Annotated in this window: 19 protein-coding genes; 5 read left to right on the forward strand and 14 right to left on the reverse strand. The window is 66.6% G+C overall.

Annotated elements, in window-relative coordinates:
- Positions 1-63 precede the first annotated feature (63 nt).
- The 3 genes from BLS50_RS33725 to BLS50_RS33735 form a co-directional block, all read right to left on the reverse strand.
- Entirely contained in the window at positions 64-924 is an 861-nt protein-coding gene (locus BLS50_RS33725; protein WP_012337095.1) for a transporter substrate-binding domain-containing protein, read from the reverse strand.
- 518 nt (positions 925-1,442) lie between these two features.
- Entirely contained in the window at positions 1,443-2,408 is a 966-nt protein-coding gene (locus BLS50_RS33730; RefSeq protein ID WP_074808741.1) for a dTDP-4-dehydrorhamnose reductase family protein, read from the reverse strand.
- 324 nt (positions 2,409-2,732) lie between these two features.
- Complete coding sequence (locus BLS50_RS33735) at positions 2,733-3,146, reverse strand: DoxX family protein (protein WP_006481060.1); 414 nt, start codon at positions 3,144-3,146, stop codon at positions 2,733-2,735.
- Positions 3,147-3,737: 591 nt separating this feature from the next.
- Here BLS50_RS33735 and BLS50_RS33740 point away from each other — a divergent pair.
- Positions 3,738-5,963: a LamG-like jellyroll fold domain-containing protein gene (locus BLS50_RS33740; protein ID WP_074808263.1), complete on the forward strand. Its 2,226-nt coding sequence runs from the start codon at positions 3,738-3,740 to the stop codon at positions 5,961-5,963.
- A gap of 216 nt (positions 5,964-6,179) precedes the next feature.
- On the opposite strand, the gene BLS50_RS33745 is transcribed toward BLS50_RS33740, so the two are convergent.
- Positions 6,180-7,022, reverse strand: coding sequence for a formate/nitrite transporter family protein (locus tag BLS50_RS33745; protein WP_027808142.1), 843 nt, complete (start codon positions 7,020-7,022; stop codon positions 6,180-6,182).
- A 328-nt stretch (positions 7,023-7,350) separates the two neighbouring features.
- Positions 7,351-8,787, reverse strand: coding sequence for a nitrate- and nitrite sensing domain-containing protein (locus tag BLS50_RS33750; protein WP_234044124.1), 1,437 nt, complete (start codon positions 8,785-8,787; stop codon positions 7,351-7,353).
- A gap of 466 nt (positions 8,788-9,253) precedes the next feature.
- Between BLS50_RS33750 and fliD the strand changes: the two genes are divergently transcribed.
- Complete coding sequence (gene fliD, locus BLS50_RS33755) at positions 9,254-10,768, forward strand: flagellar filament capping protein FliD (protein ID WP_074808268.1); 1,515 nt, start codon at positions 9,254-9,256, stop codon at positions 10,766-10,768.
- 124 nt (positions 10,769-10,892) lie between these two features.
- Here the strand turns inward: fliD and BLS50_RS33760 are convergent, their stop codons facing one another.
- The 4 genes from BLS50_RS33760 to rbsK form a co-directional block, all read right to left on the reverse strand.
- Positions 10,893-11,540: a hypothetical protein gene (locus BLS50_RS33760; protein ID WP_074808273.1), complete on the reverse strand. Its 648-nt coding sequence runs from the start codon at positions 11,538-11,540 to the stop codon at positions 10,893-10,895.
- A gap of 418 nt (positions 11,541-11,958) precedes the next feature.
- Positions 11,959-12,906: a dihydrodipicolinate synthase family protein gene (locus tag BLS50_RS33770; protein ID WP_027808139.1), complete on the reverse strand. Its 948-nt coding sequence runs from the start codon at positions 12,904-12,906 to the stop codon at positions 11,959-11,961.
- 43 nt (positions 12,907-12,949) lie between these two features.
- Positions 12,950-14,269: an MFS transporter gene (locus tag BLS50_RS33775; protein ID WP_074808277.1), complete on the reverse strand. Its 1,320-nt coding sequence runs from the start codon at positions 14,267-14,269 to the stop codon at positions 12,950-12,952.
- Positions 14,270-14,329: 60 nt separating this feature from the next.
- The gene (rbsK, locus tag BLS50_RS33780; RefSeq protein WP_074808279.1) at positions 14,330-15,256 is read right to left on the reverse strand and encodes a ribokinase; all 927 of its coding nucleotides are present in this window, start codon (positions 15,254-15,256) and stop codon (positions 14,330-14,332) included.
- Positions 15,257-15,497: 241 nt separating this feature from the next.
- On the opposite strand from rbsK, the gene BLS50_RS33785 reads away from it, so the two are divergent.
- A complete protein-coding gene (locus tag BLS50_RS33785) occupies positions 15,498-16,589 on the forward strand; it encodes a LacI family DNA-binding transcriptional regulator (protein WP_074808281.1) in 1,092 nt (363 codons plus the stop codon).
- Positions 16,590-16,685: 96 nt separating this feature from the next.
- On the opposite strand, the gene BLS50_RS33790 is transcribed toward BLS50_RS33785, so the two are convergent.
- Positions 16,686-17,810 (reverse strand): Fic family protein, encoded by a 1,125-nt coding sequence (locus tag BLS50_RS33790; RefSeq protein WP_074808284.1) that lies wholly within the window; start codon positions 17,808-17,810, stop codon positions 16,686-16,688.
- Positions 17,811-17,900: 90 nt separating this feature from the next.
- On the reverse strand, positions 17,901-18,818 hold the full coding sequence (locus tag BLS50_RS33795) for a LysR family transcriptional regulator (RefSeq protein ID WP_012337107.1): 918 nt from the start codon (positions 18,816-18,818) through the stop codon (positions 17,901-17,903).
- Between the two features lie 129 nt (positions 18,819-18,947).
- On the opposite strand from BLS50_RS33795, the gene BLS50_RS33800 reads away from it, so the two are divergent.
- Together BLS50_RS33800 and wrbA are read left to right on the forward strand one after the other, a co-directional pair.
- Positions 18,948-19,673, forward strand: coding sequence for a pirin family protein (locus tag BLS50_RS33800; protein WP_011549308.1), 726 nt, complete (start codon positions 18,948-18,950; stop codon positions 19,671-19,673).
- A gap of 62 nt (positions 19,674-19,735) precedes the next feature.
- On the forward strand, positions 19,736-20,338 hold the full coding sequence (wrbA, locus tag BLS50_RS33805) for an NAD(P)H:quinone oxidoreductase (RefSeq protein WP_006481047.1): 603 nt from the start codon (positions 19,736-19,738) through the stop codon (positions 20,336-20,338).
- A 105-nt stretch (positions 20,339-20,443) separates the two neighbouring features.
- Here the strand turns inward: wrbA and BLS50_RS33810 are convergent, their stop codons facing one another.
- From BLS50_RS33810 to BLS50_RS33820, 3 genes are all read right to left on the reverse strand, one after another.
- Positions 20,444-20,749: a hypothetical protein gene (locus tag BLS50_RS33810; RefSeq protein ID WP_011549310.1), complete on the reverse strand. Its 306-nt coding sequence runs from the start codon at positions 20,747-20,749 to the stop codon at positions 20,444-20,446.
- Between the two features lie 228 nt (positions 20,750-20,977).
- Positions 20,978-21,712, reverse strand: coding sequence for an LrgB family protein (locus tag BLS50_RS33815; RefSeq protein WP_011694966.1), 735 nt, complete (start codon positions 21,710-21,712; stop codon positions 20,978-20,980).
- Positions 21,709-22,080 carry a CidA/LrgA family protein gene (locus BLS50_RS33820; RefSeq protein WP_011549311.1) on the reverse strand — a complete coding sequence of 124 codons (372 nt, stop codon included), beginning with the start codon at positions 22,078-22,080 and terminating at the stop codon, positions 21,709-21,711. Before BLS50_RS33820 ends, BLS50_RS33815 begins: the two co-directional genes overlap by 4 nt.
- Between the last annotated feature and the right edge of the window lie 182 nt (positions 22,081-22,262).

The raw sequence follows: 22,262 nt of genomic DNA on the forward strand, positions 1-22,262 counted from the left end.
AATCCGCTGGATGCGTGCCGCCGCGCGTCGTTCGACGAACTTACGCGGCGGCCGAACGCGCGCTTACGGCGTGACGTCGGTCTTGAACCACTTGTCGGCGAGCTTCTTCACGGTGCCGTCCGCGAGCGCCGCGGCGATCGCCGTATCGAACTTCGTCTTCAGGTCGGCATCCTGCTTGCGGAACGCGAGCCCCTCGCCCGGCCCCCAGATCGGGCCGCCGAGCTTCGGCCCCGCGAGCACGATCGACGCGTTGTCCTTCTTCGCGTTGTTCGCCGCGTAGTACGTGACGTCGTCGAACGATGCATCGATGCGCCCGGCGACCAGATCGAGATCGCGTTCGGGCGACGTCTTGTACACGCGAATCGACGCGATGTCCTTGAAGCTGTCGTTGATGAATTTCGTATAGACGGTGCCCGACTGAATACCGATCGTCTTGCCCTTCAGCTGCTTGCGCAGCGTGTCGACGGTAGGCTTGTCCGCGTTGGCGTCACCTGTAAGCTTGACGATCGGTGCGCCGGGCGCGGCCTTCGGCAGGATCTTCGTATCGGTGACGGCGAACGTCGCCGGCGTCGCCGCATACGGACGCGAGAACAGCAGGATCTTTTCGCGCTCCGGCGTGATCGAAATCGCATCCATCAGGACATCGAACTTGCCGGCCTGCAGGCCCGGAATCATCCCGTCCCAGTCCTGCGCGACCATGTTGCACTGCACCTTGATGCGCTCGCACACGTTGGCGAGCAGCTCCGGTTCGAAACCGCCCAGCTTGCCGCCCGGCAGCGTGAGGTTCCACGGCGCGTAGCCGCCTTCGAGCGCGACCGTCACCGTCTTCCATTCCTTTGCCTGCACCGGCGCCGCGAGCGTTGCCGCCGCAGCCGCGATGACGCCGATCGTCCTGATTGCCCACTTGATGCGCTTGCCGTTCACGAGAGTTCTCCTTGCGTTGAAGTTCGCCATCCCTTCGGTGCAGCAAGCCGCCTCAGGAATTTGTCTATACAAGCATGCAAGAAGAAAAACAGCGAGACAAGTGGTGATCAATAAAAACGGGGTAAACGCGGGAAATCCCCTAATTTCAAGGGTCTAGCGTGCCTTGTTACGGGGAATTCCGGCACACGTTTGGTGCAATTCGGGCGGCCGAATCGCAAGGATGACTAGACAAATTTTGAATTCGACCACGAGGCCGCGACCCCTGTGACGCATGTCTGAGGATTGGCGAGTCGCAATGCCTGCGCGTGGCCGCATCGATGGCCCCGTGATGTGCGGCACCTGCGTCTGCATCGGCGTCGCGCGGCCGCGCCATCGTCGGGGGCGGATGCTTCGTTGGTCAAATGAATACCGGGCGGAAGATCGCCCGGCTGCCAGGTAGGCGGTGAACGGCGGCACGAACCTCAGCGAATCGGCTCGTTGATATCGGCGAGTGCCGCGAGCCGCGGCCGGTGTCGCGCCTACAGCGCCCGCGGCGCGTCGCGCAGCACGGTCCGCAGCGCCGTATCGAACGGCGTCGCGTAATCGATCCCGAGCGCGCGCACGCGCGCGGCATCCAGATGGCAGTCGTACGGGCGCGGCGTCGCGTCGGTCGGCTGCGTGATCGGCGTGAGCGACGCGTCGATGCCGAGCGCGGCGGCGATGCGTTGCGCGATGTCGTACTTCGTCATCGGCTCCTCGCCCGACCAATGGCGGATGCCCGTGACGGAGTCACCCGCGAGATGGCGCAGCGTCAGGTCGCGGATGACCTGCGCGACGTCGGGCGTGTAAGTCGGGTAACGGATCGCCCATGCGTCCATGCCGACCGCATCGGCGCCCGGCCGCGAAGACGCGACGACGGCCGGCACGAGGCTCGTGACGGCCGATTCGCTCCAGTCGGCGATCGGGCCGAACAGCAACGGCAGGCGCAGCACGCACGACAGCGGCGACGCGGCAAGCAGCGCGGCCTCGCCTTCGAGCTTGGTGCGGCCGTAGATGTTCAGCGGGTTCGGGGTCGCGTCTTCGCGGTAGGGCGCCGCCTTGCCGTCGAAGACGTAGTCGGTCGAAATGCCGAGCGTCCATGCGCCGTATCGCGTGGCGAGTGCACCGATGCGGGCGGGCGCGGTGACGTTGATCGCGCGAGCCGCGTCCGGGTCGCGTTCGCAGACGTCGGGGCGGCGTTCGGCGGCGCAGAGAATCACCGCTGCCGGTCGGTGGGTTTCAAAAATGCGCTCGAGGGACGGCTGGTCGAGGACGTCCAGCTCGGCGATGTTTTCCGGCGGCAACGCGAGCAGTTTTGCACCGGCGCTTTGCGGGTTCCGTATGGTGGCGAGCAGCGTCAACGACGATTCGCGAGCCAGGCAGGCGGCAACCGCACGGCCGAGCAGGCCGGAGGCGCCGATGAGGAGGACAGTGGAACGGCCCGTTGGCGAAATCTGGTTTGGCATGAGGTGGCGATCGATCATGGAAACGAAGGGATTATCGGGCCTATTGGATAACATGAACGGCTCGCATCCGGTCGCGAACATGATCGCCTCCGTGCTTCGCCCATTTCGCGCTGGCCAACATTCGCGCTGGCCAACAGCTTCGTGCAATACAGGATCTGTGATGTAGATTCCGACCGCGAGCGCATGCGCTGAGCGCCGTGCTTCGACACGACACCGGCTCGGTAGTCGACCCGCGCGCCGATCGCTCCGTCGCCCGCAAAAAGCGAAACCCGGCACGCTTGCGCGCACCGGGCTCCCGATACCGAACGGAAACGACGTCCCGCCTTACTTCCGGTCAACCGAATACCGACCCGGCCCGGTCAATGCGAGCAACAGCAGTCCACCGATGATGCTCACGTTCTTGTAGAAGTTGATCATCGCCATGTACTGCTCCATCCCCTGCAACGCCCAGTAGCGATGGCCGATCAGCGCGGTCGCGAGCGTATAGGCGGCGAACAGCAGTGCGAGCGGACGCGTATAGAAGCCGATCGCGATCAGCACGCCGCCGACCAGTTCGACCGCCACCGCGATCACGGCCGCGAGCTCGGGCGCCGGGTTCCCCGTCGACGCCATATACGCGACCGTGCCCGAAAAACCGTTCAGCTTCTGCCAGCCGAACAGCACGAACAGGATCATCATCAGCACGCGAGCCGCCAGCAGCAGCTCGTCCTTCTTCGACTCCAGCGAAACGTAACGCATGGCAAATCACCCTTGAATTGACGGTTTGATGCAGCCGGTGCCGCTGCGCGCCGAATCGGCGCGCGAAGCCGGCAACGGACCACTCTTCGCACGATCGGACGGCAAGCCGCATGGCCCGCCGCCGAAGAATCCGACAGGTGACGCCGCGACTGGCGGCGCACGCCGGATCGGTTCTGGCAAAGCACGGGTGCAGTCTACTGTCCCGCCAAGAATCATCAATCCCTCAAAACATGATTCGCTGTCTCGATTAAGTGGACAATCAGGAAAGAGCGCCCCGTCACTCCGACGGCCGTGGTTCATCGCAAACAAAATTTGAACCGACGCAAACAAACTTGTGCCACGGCCTTTTGAGCAAAGAAAACTGCTCCATGCCGTACCGGGAAATAAAATCGTCGCCGCGCGTGGTATCGCGAAGACCGCATCAATTCCCTCGCAGCGCCGGCTGTCGCAGTCACGCGATGTACCACCCTCGCGTTTGAACAGGCGACCGTCGATCGCGCGTGCAACTTCCGGATGTGCTTTGTCACACTGACCCACTGTCGCGTAATCCATACTGTCGCGCAGTTCAACAAGACGACAGGGGAAATAAAGATGTCGAAACGGTTCGTGGAGCGTGCCATCCTCGAGGAGTTGCCGAATCCCGCGCGTCGAGCGTTGTCGCTGGGCCTGGGGCTATTCCCTATGCTGCCGCTGCTGCCGGGACTCGGAGCCCAAGCGGCACGGGCCGCTGTTGCAGGTCCGGCGCGCGCGCCGGCTTCGGCGAGTGGTGTCTTCCGTCACCCGGGACTGCTGGTCACCGAAGACGACTTCGCCCGCATCCGCGGCTACATCAAGGCCGGCCAGGAGCCGTGGGTGCACTGGTGGAGCACGCTGTGCGCCGAGCGCTTCGCTTCCCTCGACGCCCGACCTTTCCCGCTGGCGGGCGTCTACCGCGCCGATGGCAGCTCGCGGGACATGTACGTCGATATCTGGCGCGCCTGGACCCTGGTCCTGCGATGGAAGCTGTCCGACCCGCAGGACAACCGCTATGCCGACAAGGCCGTGGAGTTCCTGGACGCCTGGGCGAACACGCTGAAGGTGGTTGGAACGGTGCCTCCCGGCTCGACCGCCCATGACGACCACACCTTCATCATCCTGGCCGGCATACAGGGCCATCAGTGGGCGCAGATCGGCGAAGTCCTGCGCACCTACCCAGGCTGGGCCCCGGCAAACCTGAAGCGGTTCCAGGACATGCTGCTCAACGTCTTCGCCCCGGTATCGTCGTGGTTCCTCAGCGACGGGCGCATCGGGTCCCATGCCAACTGGGACATGGCCTCGATGGTGGGCGCCATGGCGATCGGCGTGTTCTGCGACAAGCCCGACCTGTACCGGCTGGCCTGCGATTGCTATGCGGGCAACAACCGCGGCACGCTCCGGAACTTCGGCAATGGCGCCATCGGGCACGGCGTATACTTCATGCACCCGGGCCATTTCGGGCAGTGGGAGGAAAGCGGCCGCGACCAGGGCCACTCCACGCTGGGCATGTCGCTGGGCGGTGACCTGCTGGAGATCGCCTGGAACCAGGGCGACGATCTCTACGGGCTGTACAACAACCGCTTCCTCGCAGCGGCAGAGTATGTGGCGCGCTCGAACCTGCTCGACGAGAACGGCAAGAACTACCCGATGCCCTATGTGCGCGAGAACAATCCGTCCCAGCCCCACCCGTCGTTCTGGACGCAAGTGAACTACGGTCAGATGGGCCGCAATTGCTGGGAGCCCATCTACAACCACTACGTCAACCGCCTGGGGCTGTCGGCGCCGAACGTCGCGCGCATGGTGAAGTTGTGCGAGCCGAAGTACGGGGGCAGCAGCGACGACGTCTGGTGGCCGACGCTGATCCATCGCCGCCCGGACTATGCCGGCTCCATGAAGCCGCCGTCTGGCCTCACGGCCTGCCTGCGCGGCAATCGCGTCGTGCTGTCGTGGTGGGGCAGCGTCGGCGCGACCTCGTACGAGATCAAGCGCGCAAGCCGGGCCAGCGGCCCCTTCAACCTGCTGGGCACGGTTTCGGCGAGCGAGGTGCTCACCTACAGCGATATACCGTCCAACGGCGTCTGGTTCTACCAGATCACGGCGCAGGGCGCTGGCGCGCCGGGAGCCGGCTCCAATGTGGTTCGTATCGCCGTTCCCGGCGAGGTCCGCCTGTCCCTGCCGCTGAACGACCCGAGCGGCACCGGCACGCACGGCGCGCTGCGGACCGCCGCCGGCACCATGACCTTCATCGAGGGCACGCTGCTGGACGGCGCGACCTGGGGCGACGGGCGCCGCAACGACAAGGCCATCGTGTTCGACGGTCTGAAGGCCGGCCTGCAACTGCCGTCGGGCGTGTTCGGCGACCTCGACGACTTCAGCCTTTCCTTGTGGGTCTACGCGAACGGGTTGCACTGGGACAGCTGCGTGTTCTATGCAGGGCTCGACGCGAACGCAGCCATGTGCATCGCACCCCAGACCGGCTCAGGCACGCTGTGCTTCTCGATCTTTGGCGCGACATTCAAGGATTCACAGGTGGTGGCGGCGCCGTGGGCCCTGCCGATTCGACGCTGGGTCCATCTCGCGGTCACGCTGCAGGGCAATACCTGCCGCCTGTACGTCGACGGCACCGAGGCTGCGAAATCCGACGAAATCCTGCTGTCGCCGCGCCAGGTCGGCGACCAGGTCACGTTCCTTGGCCGCAATTGGGCGCATCCATCTTTCAACGGCCGCATCCAGGGCTTCCGCGTGTACGCAGGCGCATGGAGTGCCGCGGAGGTTGCAGCGCTGGCCCGTGATGCGATGTGATGCTGCATCGCTCATCCCTGCCGGCAATGCCGGCGGGGACTGTGCGAAGTTGTTTTCGATCCTGTCGTGCGCCCGGTCGGCCCCGCGCGCGACAACGCGCGTCGACGTGATCGCGTCGTAGATCAACCCCGACGCATCCGCCGACGTGACGGTCGCGCGCCCCCGGTACGCGTTTCAGCGCGTCGCCGGCAGCCGGTTGCGGCTTGCGCAGCGCGATCAGGCCTTGCGCGCGACGACACCCACCGGCGAAGCGGACGCGCGTTTCGGTGCGGTCTTGTAGTGCGTGCTGTATAGCGCCGCGCCGACGAACACCAGCCCGCCGACCAGGTTGCCGAGTACCGTCGGGATCTCGTTCCACAGCAGATAGTCGACGACCGTGAAGTGGGCGCCGAGCATCAGGCCGGACGGGAACAGGAACATGTTCACGACCGAGTGCTCGAAGCCCATGTAGAAGAACACGAGGATCGGCATCCACATCGCGATCACCTTGCCCGGTACGGACGTCGACATCATCGCGGCGACCACGCCGGTCGACACCATCCAGTTGCACATCACGCCGCGCACGAACAGCGTGAGCATGCCGGCGGCGCCGTGCGCCGCATAACCGAGCGTGCGTGCTTCGCCGATGCCGCCGATCTTCTGTCCGATTGCGTTCGGCGCTTCCGAAAAGCCGAATGTGAAGATGATCGCCATGAACAGCGCAACCGTCAGCGCGCCCGCGAAATTGCCGAAGAACACCAGCGTCCAGTTGCGGAACACGCCACCCCAGGTCGCGCCGGGCCGGCGATCGATCACCGCGAGCGGCGCGAGCGTGAAGACGCCGGTGAGCAGGTCGAAGCCGAGCAGGTACAGCATGCAGAATCCCACCGGAAACAGCAGCGAACCGGCCAGTGCGTTGCCGGTGTTGATCGTGATGCTGACCGCGAAGGCGGCGGCGAGCGCGAGGATCGCGCCCGCCATGTACGCGCGAATCAGCGTATCGCGGGTCGACATCGACAGCTTCGATTCACCGGCATCGACCATCCTGGTGACGAATTCGTTGGGCGTGAGGTAGGCCATGGTGTGCGCTCGTAAAGTTGGACAGGCAAAAAAAACGCGCCAGGCACTCGCTCGACATGCGAGTGCCTGGCGCGGACGCTGTTATCCACGTGATCGGTCGCCACGGTTCGACATGGCGTGATCGTCAGGCCGCCATTAGCCCGACGAGCGAGATGTTCGCAATTCTCGTACCAGTGACGGGGATATCGCGATGCAGGCTGGCCGGATGCGAAATGCCGGGGAAGAAAGCCGCGGCCGATCGCAGCGAATCGCACTCGCGCGGTGCAAACTGCACCTCGCGCATGCGCTTCGGGCGCAGCTGCGGTGCGTGAAGCGCGGTGCGTTCCGGTCAGGTCGTGCCGTCGTCGTGCGGTGTGTCCGGCGTGCTTCGCTGCGTACGACGTCGCGCGGAAAGCTGCGCGTGCTCGTCGACGAATCGCTCGGGCGACGTCAGCGCGTCTTCCGCGATATCGGCAAGCGGCCGATTGCCGTCCATCGACGCTTTCTGCAGCATCCGATACGCTTCGTCCTCCCGCAGGCTGAAGCGCGTCATCAGCGTATTTTTCGCGCGCTGCACGAGCTTTCGTTCGTAGAGCGCGCGACGCGCCGCGTCGAGCTCGACCTCCGCGCCGGCCAGTCGCGCCGATTGCGACTCCAGCAGGGATTTCAGGCTGGCGAGCGTCCCCACGTCGGAGCCGGAGAGGCGTTCCGGCAGCTCGTGAACCGCCGCGCGCGCCGACAACGGATCGCCGGCGAAGAACTGGGCGAGCGCCTGGGTATGCGGGGGCGGATTGTTCCGCAATTGCGCCATCAGGCGCTCGGAGTCGCGCAGCGTTCGGTGCGCGTCGTCGATTCGCGCGTTGCACGTTTCCTGCACCTGCAGCGTCAGCGCAATCTGAAGGTGCCAGAGATCATCGATGCGGGCGCTCGCGGCGTCGAACCATGCTTCGCTCAGGACAGCGTCGAGCGCATCGCCGGCGTGCGCCGTGCACAGTACGCGGCGCAGCTTCTCGAGCGCCGCCATGTGCGGCTCCGTCATGCGCGTTTCCCACCATGCGCTTTGCGCCGTGCTTGCGAAGCTCGCGAAGACTTCGAGACTGCGCTCCTGCGCGGCTATCAGATACAGCAGGCGCTGCTGCTGGTCCGCCGAAAACGTGCCCGCCGCGAACATGTGCGCGCCGACGGCACGTTCCTGTCCCGCTTCCTCCTTGCCCTCGACGACATGGACGAGGGCAATCAGCATGCGTGACACCGACGGGTCCGCCGCACTGTCGGCAAACTGGAAAATCAGCTCCACCAGGCCGCCGATCACGGTACTGAACGCCTGGACGGAATCCGGCGCCGACAGCGCAAGATGGTCGATCTGTTCGCGCAGCACATCCAGCGATTCCAGGTCGAGCAGCACCCAGGCGATCAGCGACAGCAGGCGCGACGTCGAACCGCGCGCGGGCGTCAGTTCCAGATCCAGGCGCTCGCGCAACTGCGCGACGAGCGGCACCGATTCGCCGCGCGAAGCCGCGCGTTCGGCGACGAAGCGCTTGCCGCTCGACGCCAGATAGATGCTGGTGGCGCCGCGCTCGCGCTGCAGCGCATGGATCAGGCGGCCGAGCAGGTCGACCAATTCGATCTGCTCGGCCAGGTGGCGCAGGGACGCGATTTCCTGATGCTTGGCGAGCAGCGCGAATTGCAGGGCGGTGGCGGGCATGGTGGAGACTGACCGTCGACAGGGACTCGGTGCAGTGTAGAGCGGACAATAATCGTCATTTTTTGACGCCTTGCAGGTCAAGATCCGTGACGAAGGTACGGTCCGCAGCTTCGCTACCCAATACTTCCCGAGCATAGGCGTGCAATGCCTCGGCAACGTTCACGAGGCGCACTGCCAATAAACGCTCTCAATCTTTTGAGCTTGCCCGCCGTACACAACCCAAGGTTTCATGTCCGCTTCGGGCCGGCTACGATTTTCTACCGTCGGAATAACCGACTTCTTTTAGAAATCGGGCTCCGCATCCCTCATTCTTTTTCCACATTTTTCACAAGAATAATTACAAAAAATTACCAACCAATACCGATTTAATAATACGATAGCCCACCCATCATTCTTACGTTTTCCCGACACTCCCGCGATCCGCGGCGGCATCGGGCGAGAAGCGCGAGAAACGACACGCACGCGGCTCGCCACGGACCCACCCGGATCGCCGCAGGCCGGCCCGACCGCCGTTCGCCACTGGATCGCCTTCAACCGGAGCTCACCCATGCCAACGAACACGCCCGTCAACAGCGGCGCGAACGCGAACAGCCTGATGCAACAGGCGGCGCAATCGATCATCAACGGCTCGACCGGCAATCCGGCGATGGATGTCGGCTCGCTCGTCAAGACGCTCGTGAACGCGAAAACGGCCGGCCGGGCCGCGACGCTTGCCGCATCGCAAACGACCGGCAACACGCGGATTTCCGCATTCGGCGCGCTGTCGTCCGCGCTCGGCGCGCTCGACGCGGGCCTGACGTCGCTGAAGAACGGCGCGTTGCAGTCGACGTTCAACGCGGTCGCGAGCGGCAAGGGCCTGACCGCGACGGCCGGCGCGGGCGCGGTCGCCGGCATCTACACGGTCGGCGTCACGCAGATCGCGACCGCGCAGGCGCTGTCTTCCGCCGGCTTCAACGGCAGCAAGGCGCTCGGTACCGGCACGCTGACGCTGTCGCTCGGCAGCCAGTCGTTCAAGGTCGAGGTCGGCGGCACGAACAACACGCTCGCGGGCATCGCGGCGGCGATCAACGGCGCGGCGGGCAACCCGGGGATCAGCGCGACGGTCATCAACGGCACGGACGGCGCACACCTCGTGCTGGCATCGTCGAAGACGGGCGCGGCGAACGCGATCAGCGTCGCGGTCGGCAACGTGTCCAACGACGGCGGCCTGTCGAACCTCGGCGTCACGTCGACGGCCGACCCGTCCGGCGGCGCATCGAAAATCGAGTCGGCGAACGGCGCGGCCGCGTGGCGGCAGAGCACCGCCGCGCAGGATGCGATGTTCACGCTCAACGGAATCGCCTCGACCAGCGCGAGCAACGCGGTATCGGGCGTGCTGACCGGTATCACGTTGAATCTGTCGGCGGCCGCGGTCAGCGCGACCGATACGCAGACGTTGACGGTCAGCACCGACACGAAGTCGCAGGCCGCCACGATCACGAATTTCGTGAGCCTGTACAACACGGTGGTCAAGACGATGGGCGCGCTGTCGAGCTACACGGCCGGAGCCAGCTCGCAAGGCGCGCTGATCGGCGATTCGACGTTGAACACGATCCGCAACTCGCTCGCGTCGATCATCGCGCGCGGCGTCGATAGCGGCGCCACTACCGAGAAGGGCAACGGACACGTGAACCTGTTGTCGATCGGCATCAAGCTCGAGAAGGACGGCACGCTGAACGTCGACAGCGCGAAGCTCGACAGCGCGTTGTCGGCCAATCCGTCGGGCGTCGCGCGCCTGTTCAATCCGGAGAACGGGATCGGCACGCGCCTGGCCGACCAGATCACGCAGTTCACGAAGAAAAACGGGATGATCGACGTGCGCACGACCGCACTGACCGCCGATCTGAAGCGCGTCACGCAGCAGCAGTCGGATCTGTCCGACTATGCCGCGCAACTGACGAAGCAGTACCAGGCGCAGTTCACGGCGCTCAACACGTTGATGGCGCGGATGAACACCAACACGCAGTACCTGACGCGATTGTTTGGCGGTGCGAACAGCAGCGGCACGCTGTCCAGCAAGTGAGCAGTCGGGTCGCGCGATGCGCGCGGCCCGCGGCTGTCGCTCATGTCCGGCGACGCACCAGCGCTCGCCGGATGTGCATCATCACGGATAGCCAGCCCGTGGCTGTCCTTGAAGCAGGCAACGGTCAGCCGAGACCTTCAACGCGATCGGCGAACCGATCGATCGCACGCGACACCTGACGCCCGAAATAGCCGGGCCGTTCGTGCTCGTACGCACGCAGCAGCGACGTGCATTCGCGCTCGGCCCAGCGCCACACGGGCCCCTGCTTCGCGAATACCGGATGATCGTGCAACTCGGCCGGTACCGCATGCTCATCCTCCCAACCCCAGAAATAAGCCTGGTAAGCACGGGCGAACGGCATGCCCAGCTGGTTCGCGACGGTCTCGTCGTGGCGCAGCGTGAAGTCGACGATCTCCTTGCGCGTGCGCCCGAGCGCATCGTCGTGGCGCGCTTCGATCCAGCAGTGATACCGCGCGAGCTGCGACAGATGCCGCGCGGTGCGGCGACGCTCGCGCGTCGTGCAGAGCGCGTACAGGTTGCCGCCGCCGAAATCCATCACCTCGCCGCCCGCGAACGGCCGATAGGGCTTGCCGGTCAGCAGCGTCAGCACCCGCGCGCCGACGATCGCATAGTCGGCGCAGCGCATGTAGCCGCCGCGCGTCGTCGCTTCCGACACGCTCCGGTGGACGACTTCGTCGATCACGGCGTGCAGCATGGCATCCACCGGCGCCGCCAGAATCGGCGGCCGGCTTGTCGTCGTTACGTGTTGCATGGGCGAATGCGGCTTCAGCGGTTCGTCGTAAAAATCACTCCGCGGCATGGTATTACGAGCGGTTACAACGGATGGGCGCGGGATTGCGCAGATTTGTGCGCTTTTCTCGCGTCGCGCAAGACATGTCGACAGTCCGTCGGACATGGTCGATGCAACGCGCGGCAGGTTGGGCAGACGAGCATCGACGCCGCGCTCGCGGATCGCGGGCGGTTCGCGTTCATGATGTCGTGAATGACGGCAGGAGAAACGCGGCGGCAGGCGTTGCCGCCATCGACGAGAGGGAAATCGCGATGAGTGCGCCGCGATTGCGGCGCATCGCGCAAAGCGGGTCGTGCTTGCTGGCACCGGGCGCGCCGGCCGCGCGCACGGCACGCGATGCGATCACGTGCCACGCGACTGGCGCGGCACGCGTCGTACTTTATGACGCAGCGATCCGCCGGCGGAAATGTTCGGTGCCGGCCACGATCTTGTCGAGCACCGCGTCGAGCGCCCAGAAGCGTTCGCGCACGTCGTAGTCGATCGCACGGCATTTGATCGACCCGAACGTGCCGATCCGCTGGTGATAGAGCTTCGCGAGCGCCGGGTAGCCCAGCGCCTCCGATACCGCCGAGACGACCAGGAACGTCGACAGTTCGTCGGCCAGCGCCGGATTCGACTCGCCGTGCGTACGCAGCCACTGGTAGAGATCGGGATGGAAGTTCGTGAACACGCCGTTGAAACCGGCGGACCCGGCCTTCATCGCGTCCCAGGCGATCGCGGCGTTCGCGTTCAGGATCTTCAGCGGCGATCCCTCGGCAAGCGCGACGCGCCGCTTCACCGTCGCGAGATCGCAACTCACGTCCTTGAGCATCACGAACCGGCCCGTGTCGATGCACGCGCGCAGTTCGTCATCCGACAGAAGCCGCCGGTAAGGCGCCGGACATTCGTACAGGCCGAGCGGGAGATCAGACGGCAGTCGCGCGAGCAGCCGGTGCAGATGGTCGAGCAACGCGGCGCTGCCCTTGCGTTGAGGATCGAGTCGGTTGGTCACGAGCACGACACCCTGCGCGCCCGATTCGGCCGCCGCGCACAGTTCGGTAACCTGAGCGTCGAGATCGTCGCTGATGTGCCCGGACGCGACGACCGGCACGCGCCCGGCCACCCGCTCGACCACGAAGCGCGCGAGTGCCGCGCGTTCGGCGAGGCTCAGGAACTGCATCTCGCTCGATTGCGCAACCGCGAACAACGCGTCCGAGCCGTGCGCCAGATACCATTCGATGAGCCGCTCGAGCCCGGCGTAGTCGATCGCGCCGGCGTCGTCGAACGGCGTCAGCATCACCGGTACGATCCCCTCGATGGTCACGTTCGATTGCTGCGGATGTTGCATCGGTTTCTCCTTCCTTCAGTGAATGCGAATGCAGGCTGCACGATTACGCCGGCAACGGTCCGGGCGCGGCGTTCGCGGCCTGTTCGGGAATCGGCTTGCGCACGAGCAGCAGATAGGCCATCGCGCCGGCGAACGCGATCGCCGCCGCCGTGAGCAGCGCGGGCACGAACGACCACTTCTGCGCGATGATGCCGGTCAGGATCGGCGCCAGCGCGCCGCCGATGAAGCCGCCGAAATTCTGGATCGCGCCGAGCGACGCGATGCGGCTCGGCGGCGCAGCCGCCGTCGCGAGTGCCCACGAGCACGCCGACGCCGCGTTGGCGAGAAAGATCACCACCGAAATGCATGCGAGCGCAACCGTATTGCTCTGCACGAGCGCGGCCGGAATCGTGAACGCGACCATCCCGAGCATCGCGGCCACCACCGCATTGCGCCGGCTCACGACCGGCGACCGGCTGCGCCGTGTGACGAGATCCGACAGCCAGCCGGCGACCAGCGAACCGACGAACCCGCACAGGAACGGCACCGATGCGGCAAAGCCCGTGCGGATCAGGCTCATGTGCCGCTCCATCGTCAGGTAGCCCGGCAGCCAGGTCAGGTAGACCCAGTTCAGGTACACGGAGCCGAAGAAGCCGATCAGCATCCCCCAGGTCGTACCGTGCGAGAACAGGCTGCGCCATTCGGCGAAGGTCAGTTTCGGCGCCGCGGCGACGCTCTGCGCATCGGCATCGAGATAATTGCGCTCGGCGGCAGATAGTTGCGCGCGCACCGGATCGCGATAGAACGCGAACCACACGACGGCGACGATGAGGCCGAGCGCACCGGTCACGATGAACGCCCAGCGCCAGTGGAACGATGCAACGAGCACCGACAGCAGCAGCGGCGCAAGCGCGGTACCGAGCGGGGACGCGGCATTGAAAATACCGGTCGGCGTGCCGCGCGCCCGCAGCGGAAACCAGTTGCTCACCACGCGCGCGGCCGACGGGAATTGCGGCGCCTCGCCGATGCCGAGCACGATGCGCGCGACGATGAACCACCCAAACGTGGACACGAGGCCGCCCGACGCCTGCGCGAACGACCAGACGATCAGCCCGATGCCGAGCAGCCGGCGCGGGCCGATGCGGTCGACCAGCCCGCCGACCGGAAACTGGCACAGCGCATAGCTCCATGAGAATGCCGACAGCAGCAGCCCCATCTGCGCGAGCGACAGGCCGAGATCGCCGCGGATCGCCGAACTCGCGACGGCCAGCGTGCCGCGATCGAGGTAGTTGACGATCCCGCTCGCCATCAACAGCGCGAGCGCGATGCGTTGACCGCGCCGAATCCGGGGCGGCGCGTGCGGAACAGGTGGGTTGTCGTTCATGTCGATTGTCTCCATGTCACTGGTAGGGGCCGGGTTCGGCCGTTCCGTCGCATGCGGAATTCAGGTATCCATAGGGTTGACTTCGTCGCGCGTCGGAATCGACGTCTGCGCGCCATGGCGCGTAACGCTGATCGCGGCCGCACGCTGGCCGAAGCCGATCGCGTCGTCCATCGACGCGCCGCCGGCCCGCGCGACCGCGAACCCGCCGACGAACGTGTCGCCGGCCGCGGTCGTATCGACGGCCGCCACCGCCATCGCACAATGGCGGCCGCGCCCTGCGCTGCCGCGCCAGCACACGCCGCGCGCGCCGAGCGTGACCAGCACGTTGCCGACGCCCTTCGCGCACAGCGCATCGGCGGCGCGCACAGCCGATGCGTCGTCGCCCACGGCGATGCCGGTCAGCGACTCGGCCTCGGTTTCGTTGACGACGAGATAGTCGACCCGCGCCAGCAACGCATCGAAAAGCGGTTGCGCGGGCGCCGGGTTGAGCAGCACCGGCGTGTGGTGGGCGCTTGCGCAGGCAATCGCTCGCGCCACGCTGGCGACCGGCACTTCGAGCTGGCACACGAGCAGCGCGGCTCCGGCGATCGCGTCGCGCGCCGCGTCGATCCGGTCGGCATCGACGCATGCATTCGCGCCGGGCACTACGACGATGCTGTTCGCGCCGCCGTCGTCGACCGTGATCGTGGCCACGCCGGTTGCCGTGCCCGCGATCCGGTGCAGGTGCGTCACGTCGATGCGCTCGGCCGCCAGCGCGGCGTGCAGGCGCGTGCCGAACGCGTCGTCTCCGACGCAGCCGATCATCGCGACCGATGCACCGAGGCGCGCGGCCGCGACCGCCTGGTTCGCGCCCTTGCCGCCGTGAACGGTCTCGAACGTCGTGCCGAGCAGCGTTTCGCCCGGCACCGGAAGGCGCGGCGCCCGTGTGACGAGGTCGATGTTGACGCTGCCGACGACAGCGATACGCGGTGAGGTGAGATCGCTCATGCCTGAATGTAATCGCTTACATTTGAGATCGACAAAATGGCCGGAAAGGCTGTCGTCTCTGAAAATTTCGCGGTGCGGGTGTAATCCATGTCTGACATAATACGGAACAGCATCAAGATAGCGCTTACATTCTCACAGGATCGAATGAGGATGCAAGCGCGACCACCATGAATCGAGGGTAAACAATGACGCGACTGGCAACGCATGGCGCAGGCACGCCTACCCCACCGGGAGACGGCCGATGAGCACGGCCCCGCCCCGCGGCGGCGCATCGCGGGCACGCCGTGGCAGCGGCCGCTCGGTGCTCGGCGACGTCGCGAAACTGGCAGGCGTGTCGACCGCGACCGTCTCGCGCGTGTACAACGACCCCGGCAAGGTGTCGGCCGACGTGCAGCAGCGCGTGCGCGACGCGGCGCTCGCACTGAACTGGATTCCGAATGCGGCCGGCCGCGCGCTGGCGTCCACGCGTACCCACATTACCGGCGCGATCATTCCGACCCTCGACGACCAGGTGTTCGCGTCGCAGGTCGCCGGCATGCAGACGATCATGGCCGAGCACGGCATCACGCTGTTCCTCGGCTGTTCGAACTACGACCCCACGCAGGCGCTCGCGCAGGTGCGCGCGATGCTGTCGCGCGGCGTGGAAGCGGTGTCGCTGGTCGGCGAAGCGTACCCGCCCGAACTGTTCGAACTCCTTGCGATGCATCGCGTGCCGTACGTCGTCACGTATGCATACCGCGACGACAGCCCGCACTGCTGCATCGGCTTCGACAACCGTGCGGCGTTCGCACGGCTCACCACGCACCTGCTCGACCTCGGCCATCGCGATTTCGCGATCATCATGCAGCCGTCGACGGACAACGACCGTGTCCAGGCCCGCCTGCGCGGCATTCACGACACGCTGGCCGCGCACGGGCTCGCGGTGCGCCCCGTGCATCAGCACGAAGGCGCGGCCACGATCGCGTTCGGGCGGGCCAGCCTGCGCGCGATCGCCGGCAGCGATGCGGCGACGCGGCCGACCGCCGTGATCTGCGGCAACGACGCGCTCGCGCTCGGCGCGTTGCTCGAAGCGCAGGCGCTCGGCATCGACGTGCCCGCGCAGTTGTCGATCACCGGGTTCGACGACGTCGCGCTCGCGCGCGAGATCCAGCCGCCGCTGACGACGATGTGGGTCGACACCGACGCGATCGGGCGCCAGGCCGCGCACGCGTTGCTCGACGCGCTCGAGAACGGCGCCACGGGGCCCGGCCATGCCATCCAGCCCGAGTTGCGCATACGGGAATCCGCCGCGCCGCCGGCGCAGACGCAGGCGCGCGCGGCACGCAGGAAATAGCCGGGCAGCGCCCGGCTGACTGCATCACGTCGATCGGCAGCGTCTTGCCGAGCTTGTCGTGCCACGCGTGGCTCGTCTTCGGTGCCGGCGACGACATCACCCGTCGAACGGCACCAGCTCGTAACTCGTGCTGCGGCCGCCGGACGCCGAGCGACGCAGCATGCCCTGCTCGACCAGCTCCGTGATGTCGCGCAATGCCGTGTCCTGCGAGCATTTCGCGAGGGCCGCCCACTTGGTGGTCGTCAGCTTGCCTTCGAAGCCGTCGAGCAGGCGATTCATCACCTTGACCTGGCGTTCGTTCATCGCGACGCCCGCGCACCGCTGCCAGAAGCGCGCCTTGATCAGCACCGCATCGAGCGTCGTGTGCGCATGATCGATGGCCCGGCCCAGCGTATTCAGAAACCACGCGAGCCACTCCGTGACGTCGAGCGAGCCGCGCTGCGTGCGCTCCAGCACGTCGTAATACGCGTTGCGCTCGCGCTGGATCTGCGCGGACAGGCTGTAGAAACGCTGCGGGCTTCGGTCCGCGCGCGCCAGCACCAGATCGCCGAGCGCGCGTGCGATACGACCGTTGCCGTCGTCGAACGGGTGGAGCGTGACGAACCACAGATGGGCGAGCCCGGCCCGGATCAGCAACGGTTCGGCCGGCGGCGCGTTGAGCCACGCGAGAAAACGCCCGATCTCGTCGGGCAGGCGCGCGGCCGGCGGCGCCTCGAAATGCACGCGCTGCCGGCCGATCGGCCCGGAAACCACCTGCATCGGCCCGCTCGCATCCGTGCGCCAGCCGCCGACCGTGATGCGCGACAGCCCCGAGTAGCCGGTCGGAAACAGCGCGGCATGCCACCCGAACAGCCGCGCTTCGGTGACCGGCGCCGCCGAATGGGTCGTCGCATCCAGCACCATGTCGACGACGCCCTCGACATGGCGATCGACCGGCGCCAGCGCGCCGATATCGACGCCGAGCCTGCGCGCGATCGACGACCGGACCGATGCGACATTCAGGTTCTCGCCCTCGATCGCGCTGGTCTTCACGACGTCATCCGTCAGCGCAGCCAGGCTCGCCTCGTCGCGCAACGCCAGCCCGACATCCGCCAGCCGCCCGGCCAGCATGCCTTGCGCACGGCTGACGTCGGCGAGCGGCGTGGCGAGGGCCGGGAGGTCGAAACGCCATGCCGGCCAGTCGGCCGCTTCCCAGATAAAGGTGTAATCTCCGCTCATCATGCGGAGATTATCCGCCCATTCGCCGCGCGACTCAACAATCTCCGCAAAATGTGCAGAGATTAATCACCCCATTCACCGCAAATCGGCCGGCTACCGTACCCGGCCCGCCCCGTTCCCACCCGTGGGCGCCGGCTCCCCGAGCCGCTCCGCGAGAAACCCGATGAACGTGCGCAGCGTGACGAACCCTTCCCGGTGCTGCGGAAACACCGCATTAAGCGTGATCGGCGGCGGCACGTACGCGTCGAGCACCGGCACGAGCGCACCGCTGTCGAGCGCCGCGCCGACGATGAAGTGCGGCAGCAGCGCAATGCCGAGCCCTGCGATCGCGGCGTCGCGCACCACTTCGCCGTTGTTCGCGACGAGCGGCCCCTGCACGTCGAACGTCCGCACCGCACCGTCAACGCGGAACTCCCAGCCGACCCGCCGCTCGCGCCCGTACAGCACACAGGTGTGGCCGGCGAGATCGGCCGGCGTCTGCGGCGTGCCGTGCCGCTTCAGGTAGGCGGGGCTCGCGCACGCGATCATCCGCCACGCGCCGAGCGGACGCGCGATCAACGTGGAATCCTCGAGCGAGCCGATCCGCAGCACGAGGTCGAAGCCCTCGCCGATCAGGTCGACGCGCCGGTCGGTCAGGTCGAGGTTCAGCCGCACGGCCGGGTGCGCGGACAGGAATTCGGCGATCAGCGGCGACACGTGCGTGATCCCGAACGACAGCGGCGCGCTGATCTTCAGCGAGCCATGCAGCTCGGTGCTGCGTACCGACATCGCCTGCTCGGCGTCGGCGATCTCCGCGAGGATGCGCTGCGCGCGCACGTAGAACTCCTGCCCCGATTCGGTCACCGCCAGATTGCGGGTATTCCGGTGCAGCAGCCGGACACCCAGCGACGCCTCCAGCGCCATCGTGCGCCGGCTGACGAACTGCTTGGACAGCATCAGCTGATCGGCCGCCGCCGTGAAGCTGCCGGCGTCGACGGTCGCGACGAAGATCCTCAGGTCGTTGATTTCCATATTGTCCACTCCATGGCGACAGTCATTATCTCTACAGCGATTTATTTGTCAAATAGATTGACCTAAGATTCATCTCAACGAACGGCCGGTCTCACTTCCGAGGTCCGGCGACTTCAAGGACAAAAAATCATGATCGATATCCGTGCAGCAAACCAACGTGGCCGTGCGGAGCATGGCTGGCTCAGCTCCCGTCATACGTTTTCGTTCGCGAATTACTACGATCCGAAGCAAGTCGGCTTCTCCGACCTGCTCGTGATCAACGACGACCGCGTCGCTCCGGGCCGCGGGTTCGGCACGCACCCGCACCGCGACATGGAAATCCTGTCGTACGTGCTCGACGGCGCGCTCGAACACAAGGACTCGATGGGCACCGGTTCGGTGATCGTGCCGGGCGACGTGCAGTTGATGAGCGCGGGCACGGGCGTGCGCCACAGCGAGTTCAACCACTCGCAGGACACGCCGGTCCACTTCCTGCAGATCTGGGTCGGGCCGGCCGAAAAGGGTGCCGAGCCGCGCTATCAGCAGACCAATGTCGCGGCCGACGACAAGCGCGGCAAGCTCGCCCTCGTCGTGTCGCCGAACGGCGATGCCGGTTCGCTGAAGATCCGGCAGGACACCCGCATTTACGCGGGCCTGTTCGACGGCGACGAAAGCACGACGCTGGAACTTGATCCGAGCCGTTTTGCTTACGTCCACGTGGCACGCGGCAGCGTGACGGTCAACGGCGTGACGCTCGGCGAAGGCGACGGCGCGCGCATCCGCGGCGAACAGGCGCTGACGATCGCCGACGGCAAGGATGCCGAAGTGCTGGTGTTCGACCTGCGTCCGGTCGAAGTGACGGCCGAATGGGCGTGACGCCCGTTCGGGAAACCGGGCCCCGCGGAAACGCGGGGCCCTTTTAATCGGAGATTCGCAACATGGCCAAGGTTCTCGTTCTTTACTACTCGTCCTACGGGCACGTCGAAACGATGGCGCAGCACATCGTGGAGGGCGCGAAATCGGTGCCCGGCGTCGAGGTCACGCTCAAGCGCGTGCCGGAAACGATCCCCGTCGACCAGGCCCGCGCGATCGGCGTGAAGGTCGACCAGGCCGCACCGGTCGCCACGGTGGACGAACTCGCCGACTACGATGCGATCATCTTCGGCACGCCGACCCGCTTCGGCAACATGGCCGGCCAGATGCGCACGTTCCTCGACCAGACCGGCGGCCTGTGGATGAAAGGCGCGCTCGTCGGCAAGATCGGCAGCGTGTTCGCGTCGACCGGCACGCAGCACGGCGGCCAGGAAACGACGATCACGTCGTTCCACACGACGCTGCTGCACCACGGGATGGTGATCGTGGGCGTGCCGTATGCGTGCAGCGGGCTCGTCAACATGAGCGAAATCACCGGCGGCACGCCGTATGGCGCGACCACGCTCGCCGGCGCGGACGGCAGCCGCCAGCCGAGCGCGAACGAGCTCGACATCGCGCGCTACCAGGGCAAGCACGTCGCGGAACTCGCGAGCAAGCTCGCGTCGTAACGCGGGGGCCTCGCCCCTCGCTGCCCCGCAGTCGTGCAGTTCCGCACATGAACGAACGGCGCCGGTTCAACCGGCGCCGTTCGTGCTGTGCAACGCTTTCGACCGTTACTGGCCCGACGCCGGCGCGGCCGGCGCCGCCTTCGTCGCGGGCGCCTTCTGCACGGCGTTCTGCGGATAGTTGCTCTGGTCGCCGGTCAACCGGTAGCCGCTGCCGGTGCCGATCGCCTTCAGGTCCGACGCGTGCCGCGCGCGGGCCGCCTTGCGCGCCGCCTTCTTCTGCGCCTTGTCGAGCTGCTTCTGCGCCGGCGCGGACGCCGGGTCCTGCGCGTATGCCGCCGGCGCGGCGGTCAACGACAGACCGAACGACGCCGCTACTGCTACTGCCACCGAAACCACGCGAGACTGCTTCATGACCGATCTCCTTGTCGATTGTTGAGTGTGGGTCGGACACCGGCGCGCACGCGACGGCCTGCGACAACGGCACCGATGCAACGTTAGCCGATCGCCGCACAAATGTCCGTGTGCGTTCCTGAATTGTCCTGATAACGTCAACGATACATGCGCGCCGGGGGCGCCGTCCTTTCGGCCTGTCGCCCGCGCCATCAGGGAAACCGATACCCGGGCGGCGCGGGCCGGCGCTCAGATCCAGCGCGACAGCACCGGCAGCAGGATCGGCACGACGAACGCCGTCAGCACGCCGTTCAGCCCCATCCCGAGCCCGGCGAACGCGCCGGCTTCCTCGCTGACCTGGAATGCGCGCGCGGTGCCGATCCCGTGCGACGCGACACCGAGCGCGAAGCCGCGCACGGCCGGCTCGTCGATCCGCAGCAGATTGAGGATCGCGCGCGCACACACCGCGCCGAAAATCCCGGTCGAGATCACGAGCACGGCCGTGAGCGACGGAATGCCGCCGATCTCCGCGGCGACGGCCATCGCGATCGGCGTCGTCGCCGATTTCGGGGCGAGCGACGCGATCGTCTGATGGGACGCCCCGAACAGCGCGGCGATACCGACCGCCGACACGATCGCGGTCAGCGACCCCGCGAGCAGGCCGACGAGCAGCGGCAACGCGGTGCGCCGCAGCTTCGACCACTGGCGGTACAGCGGCAGTGCGAGCGCGACGGTCGCCGGGCCGAGCAGGAAGTGGACGAACTGCGCGCCTTCGAAATACGTGGGATACGGCGTATGCGTGAGCGTCAGCAGCACGACGATCACCGCGACCGCGATCAGCACCGGATTCGCCAGCGGATTGAAACGCGCCCGCGCATAGACGGCCTGCGCGAACAGATACGCGACCAGCGTGATGGTCAGGCCGAGCAGCGGGCTCGCGGCGAGATAGACCCAGATCGCGCCGAGCTTCGGGAACGCCGTCATTGCGCGCCCTCCGCGGTGCCGCCCGCGCGGCGCTGGCGCCGCAGCAGCGCGCGCGTGACGAGCGCCGTCACCGCGATCGCGAGCGTCGTGCTGACGGCCAGCGCGACGACGACCGCGACCGCGTCGCCGCGCACGCGGTCGGCCGACACCATGATGCCGACGCCGGCCGGCACGAACAGCAGCGACAGGTGACGCAGCAGCTCGAGCGCGGTCGGCTCGATCGCATCGGCGACCTGCGGGCGCAGCATCACGAAGCCGAACAGCAGCAGCATGCCGATGACGGGGCCCGGCACCGGCAGGCCGAACAGATAGGACACGCCTTCCCCGAGACACTGGAAGATCAGCAAGACCGCGAATGCCTGCAACATGAACCGCTTCTCCCGAACGTGGCCGCGCGAACGGGCAGCCGCGCGGCCGATGAGCCGGCGGCGTGCGACGCCGGCGTGGACGATACGCGCGATCGTACCAACAATGCCGGCGGGCGGGCGCGATCGCCATTCAACCGTTTCGCCCCGCTGCCGGGCCGGAACCACACCTCACGCAAAAACGG

It is taken from the genome of Burkholderia orbicola (genome assembly GCF_900100915.1).
Lineage (GTDB): Bacteria > Pseudomonadota > Gammaproteobacteria > Burkholderiales > Burkholderiaceae > Burkholderia > Burkholderia orbicola.

Bases quoted from the DNA above. Each gene is read 5' to 3' on its own strand.
- BLS50_RS33730 (WP_074808741.1), bottom strand. From the start codon at position 2,408: ATGCCAAACCAGATTTCGCCAACGGGCCGTTCCACTGTCCTCCTCATC.
- BLS50_RS33735 (WP_006481060.1), bottom strand. From the start codon at position 3,146: ATGCGTTACGTTTCGCTGGAGTCGAAGAAGGACGAGCTGCTGCTGGCG.
- BLS50_RS33740 (WP_074808263.1), top strand. From the start codon at position 3,738: ATGTCGAAACGGTTCGTGGAGCGTGCCATCCTCGAGGAGTTGCCGAAT.
- BLS50_RS33745 (WP_027808142.1), bottom strand. From the start codon at position 7,022: ATGGCCTACCTCACGCCCAACGAATTCGTCACCAGGATGGTCGATGCC.
- fliD (WP_074808268.1), top strand. From the start codon at position 9,254: ATGCCAACGAACACGCCCGTCAACAGCGGCGCGAACGCGAACAGCCTG.
- BLS50_RS33760 (WP_074808273.1), bottom strand. From the start codon at position 11,540: ATGCAACACGTAACGACGACAAGCCGGCCGCCGATTCTGGCGGCGCCG.
- BLS50_RS33770 (WP_027808139.1), bottom strand. From the start codon at position 12,906: ATGCAACATCCGCAGCAATCGAACGTGACCATCGAGGGGATCGTACCG.
- BLS50_RS33775 (WP_074808277.1), bottom strand. From the start codon at position 14,269: ATGAACGACAACCCACCTGTTCCGCACGCGCCGCCCCGGATTCGGCGC.
- rbsK (WP_074808279.1), bottom strand. From the start codon at position 15,256: ATGAGCGATCTCACCTCACCGCGTATCGCTGTCGTCGGCAGCGTCAAC.
- BLS50_RS33785 (WP_074808281.1), top strand. From the start codon at position 15,498: ATGAGCACGGCCCCGCCCCGCGGCGGCGCATCGCGGGCACGCCGTGGC.
- BLS50_RS33790 (WP_074808284.1), bottom strand. From the start codon at position 17,810: ATGATGAGCGGAGATTACACCTTTATCTGGGAAGCGGCCGACTGGCCG.
- BLS50_RS33795 (WP_012337107.1), bottom strand. From the start codon at position 18,818: ATGGAAATCAACGACCTGAGGATCTTCGTCGCGACCGTCGACGCCGGC.
- BLS50_RS33800 (WP_011549308.1), top strand. From the start codon at position 18,948: ATGATCGATATCCGTGCAGCAAACCAACGTGGCCGTGCGGAGCATGGC.
- wrbA (WP_006481047.1), top strand. From the start codon at position 19,736: ATGGCCAAGGTTCTCGTTCTTTACTACTCGTCCTACGGGCACGTCGAA.
- BLS50_RS33810 (WP_011549310.1), bottom strand. From the start codon at position 20,749: ATGAAGCAGTCTCGCGTGGTTTCGGTGGCAGTAGCAGTAGCGGCGTCG.
- BLS50_RS33815 (WP_011694966.1), bottom strand. From the start codon at position 21,712: ATGACGGCGTTCCCGAAGCTCGGCGCGATCTGGGTCTATCTCGCCGCG.
- BLS50_RS33820 (WP_011549311.1), bottom strand. From the start codon at position 22,080: ATGTTGCAGGCATTCGCGGTCTTGCTGATCTTCCAGTGTCTCGGGGAA.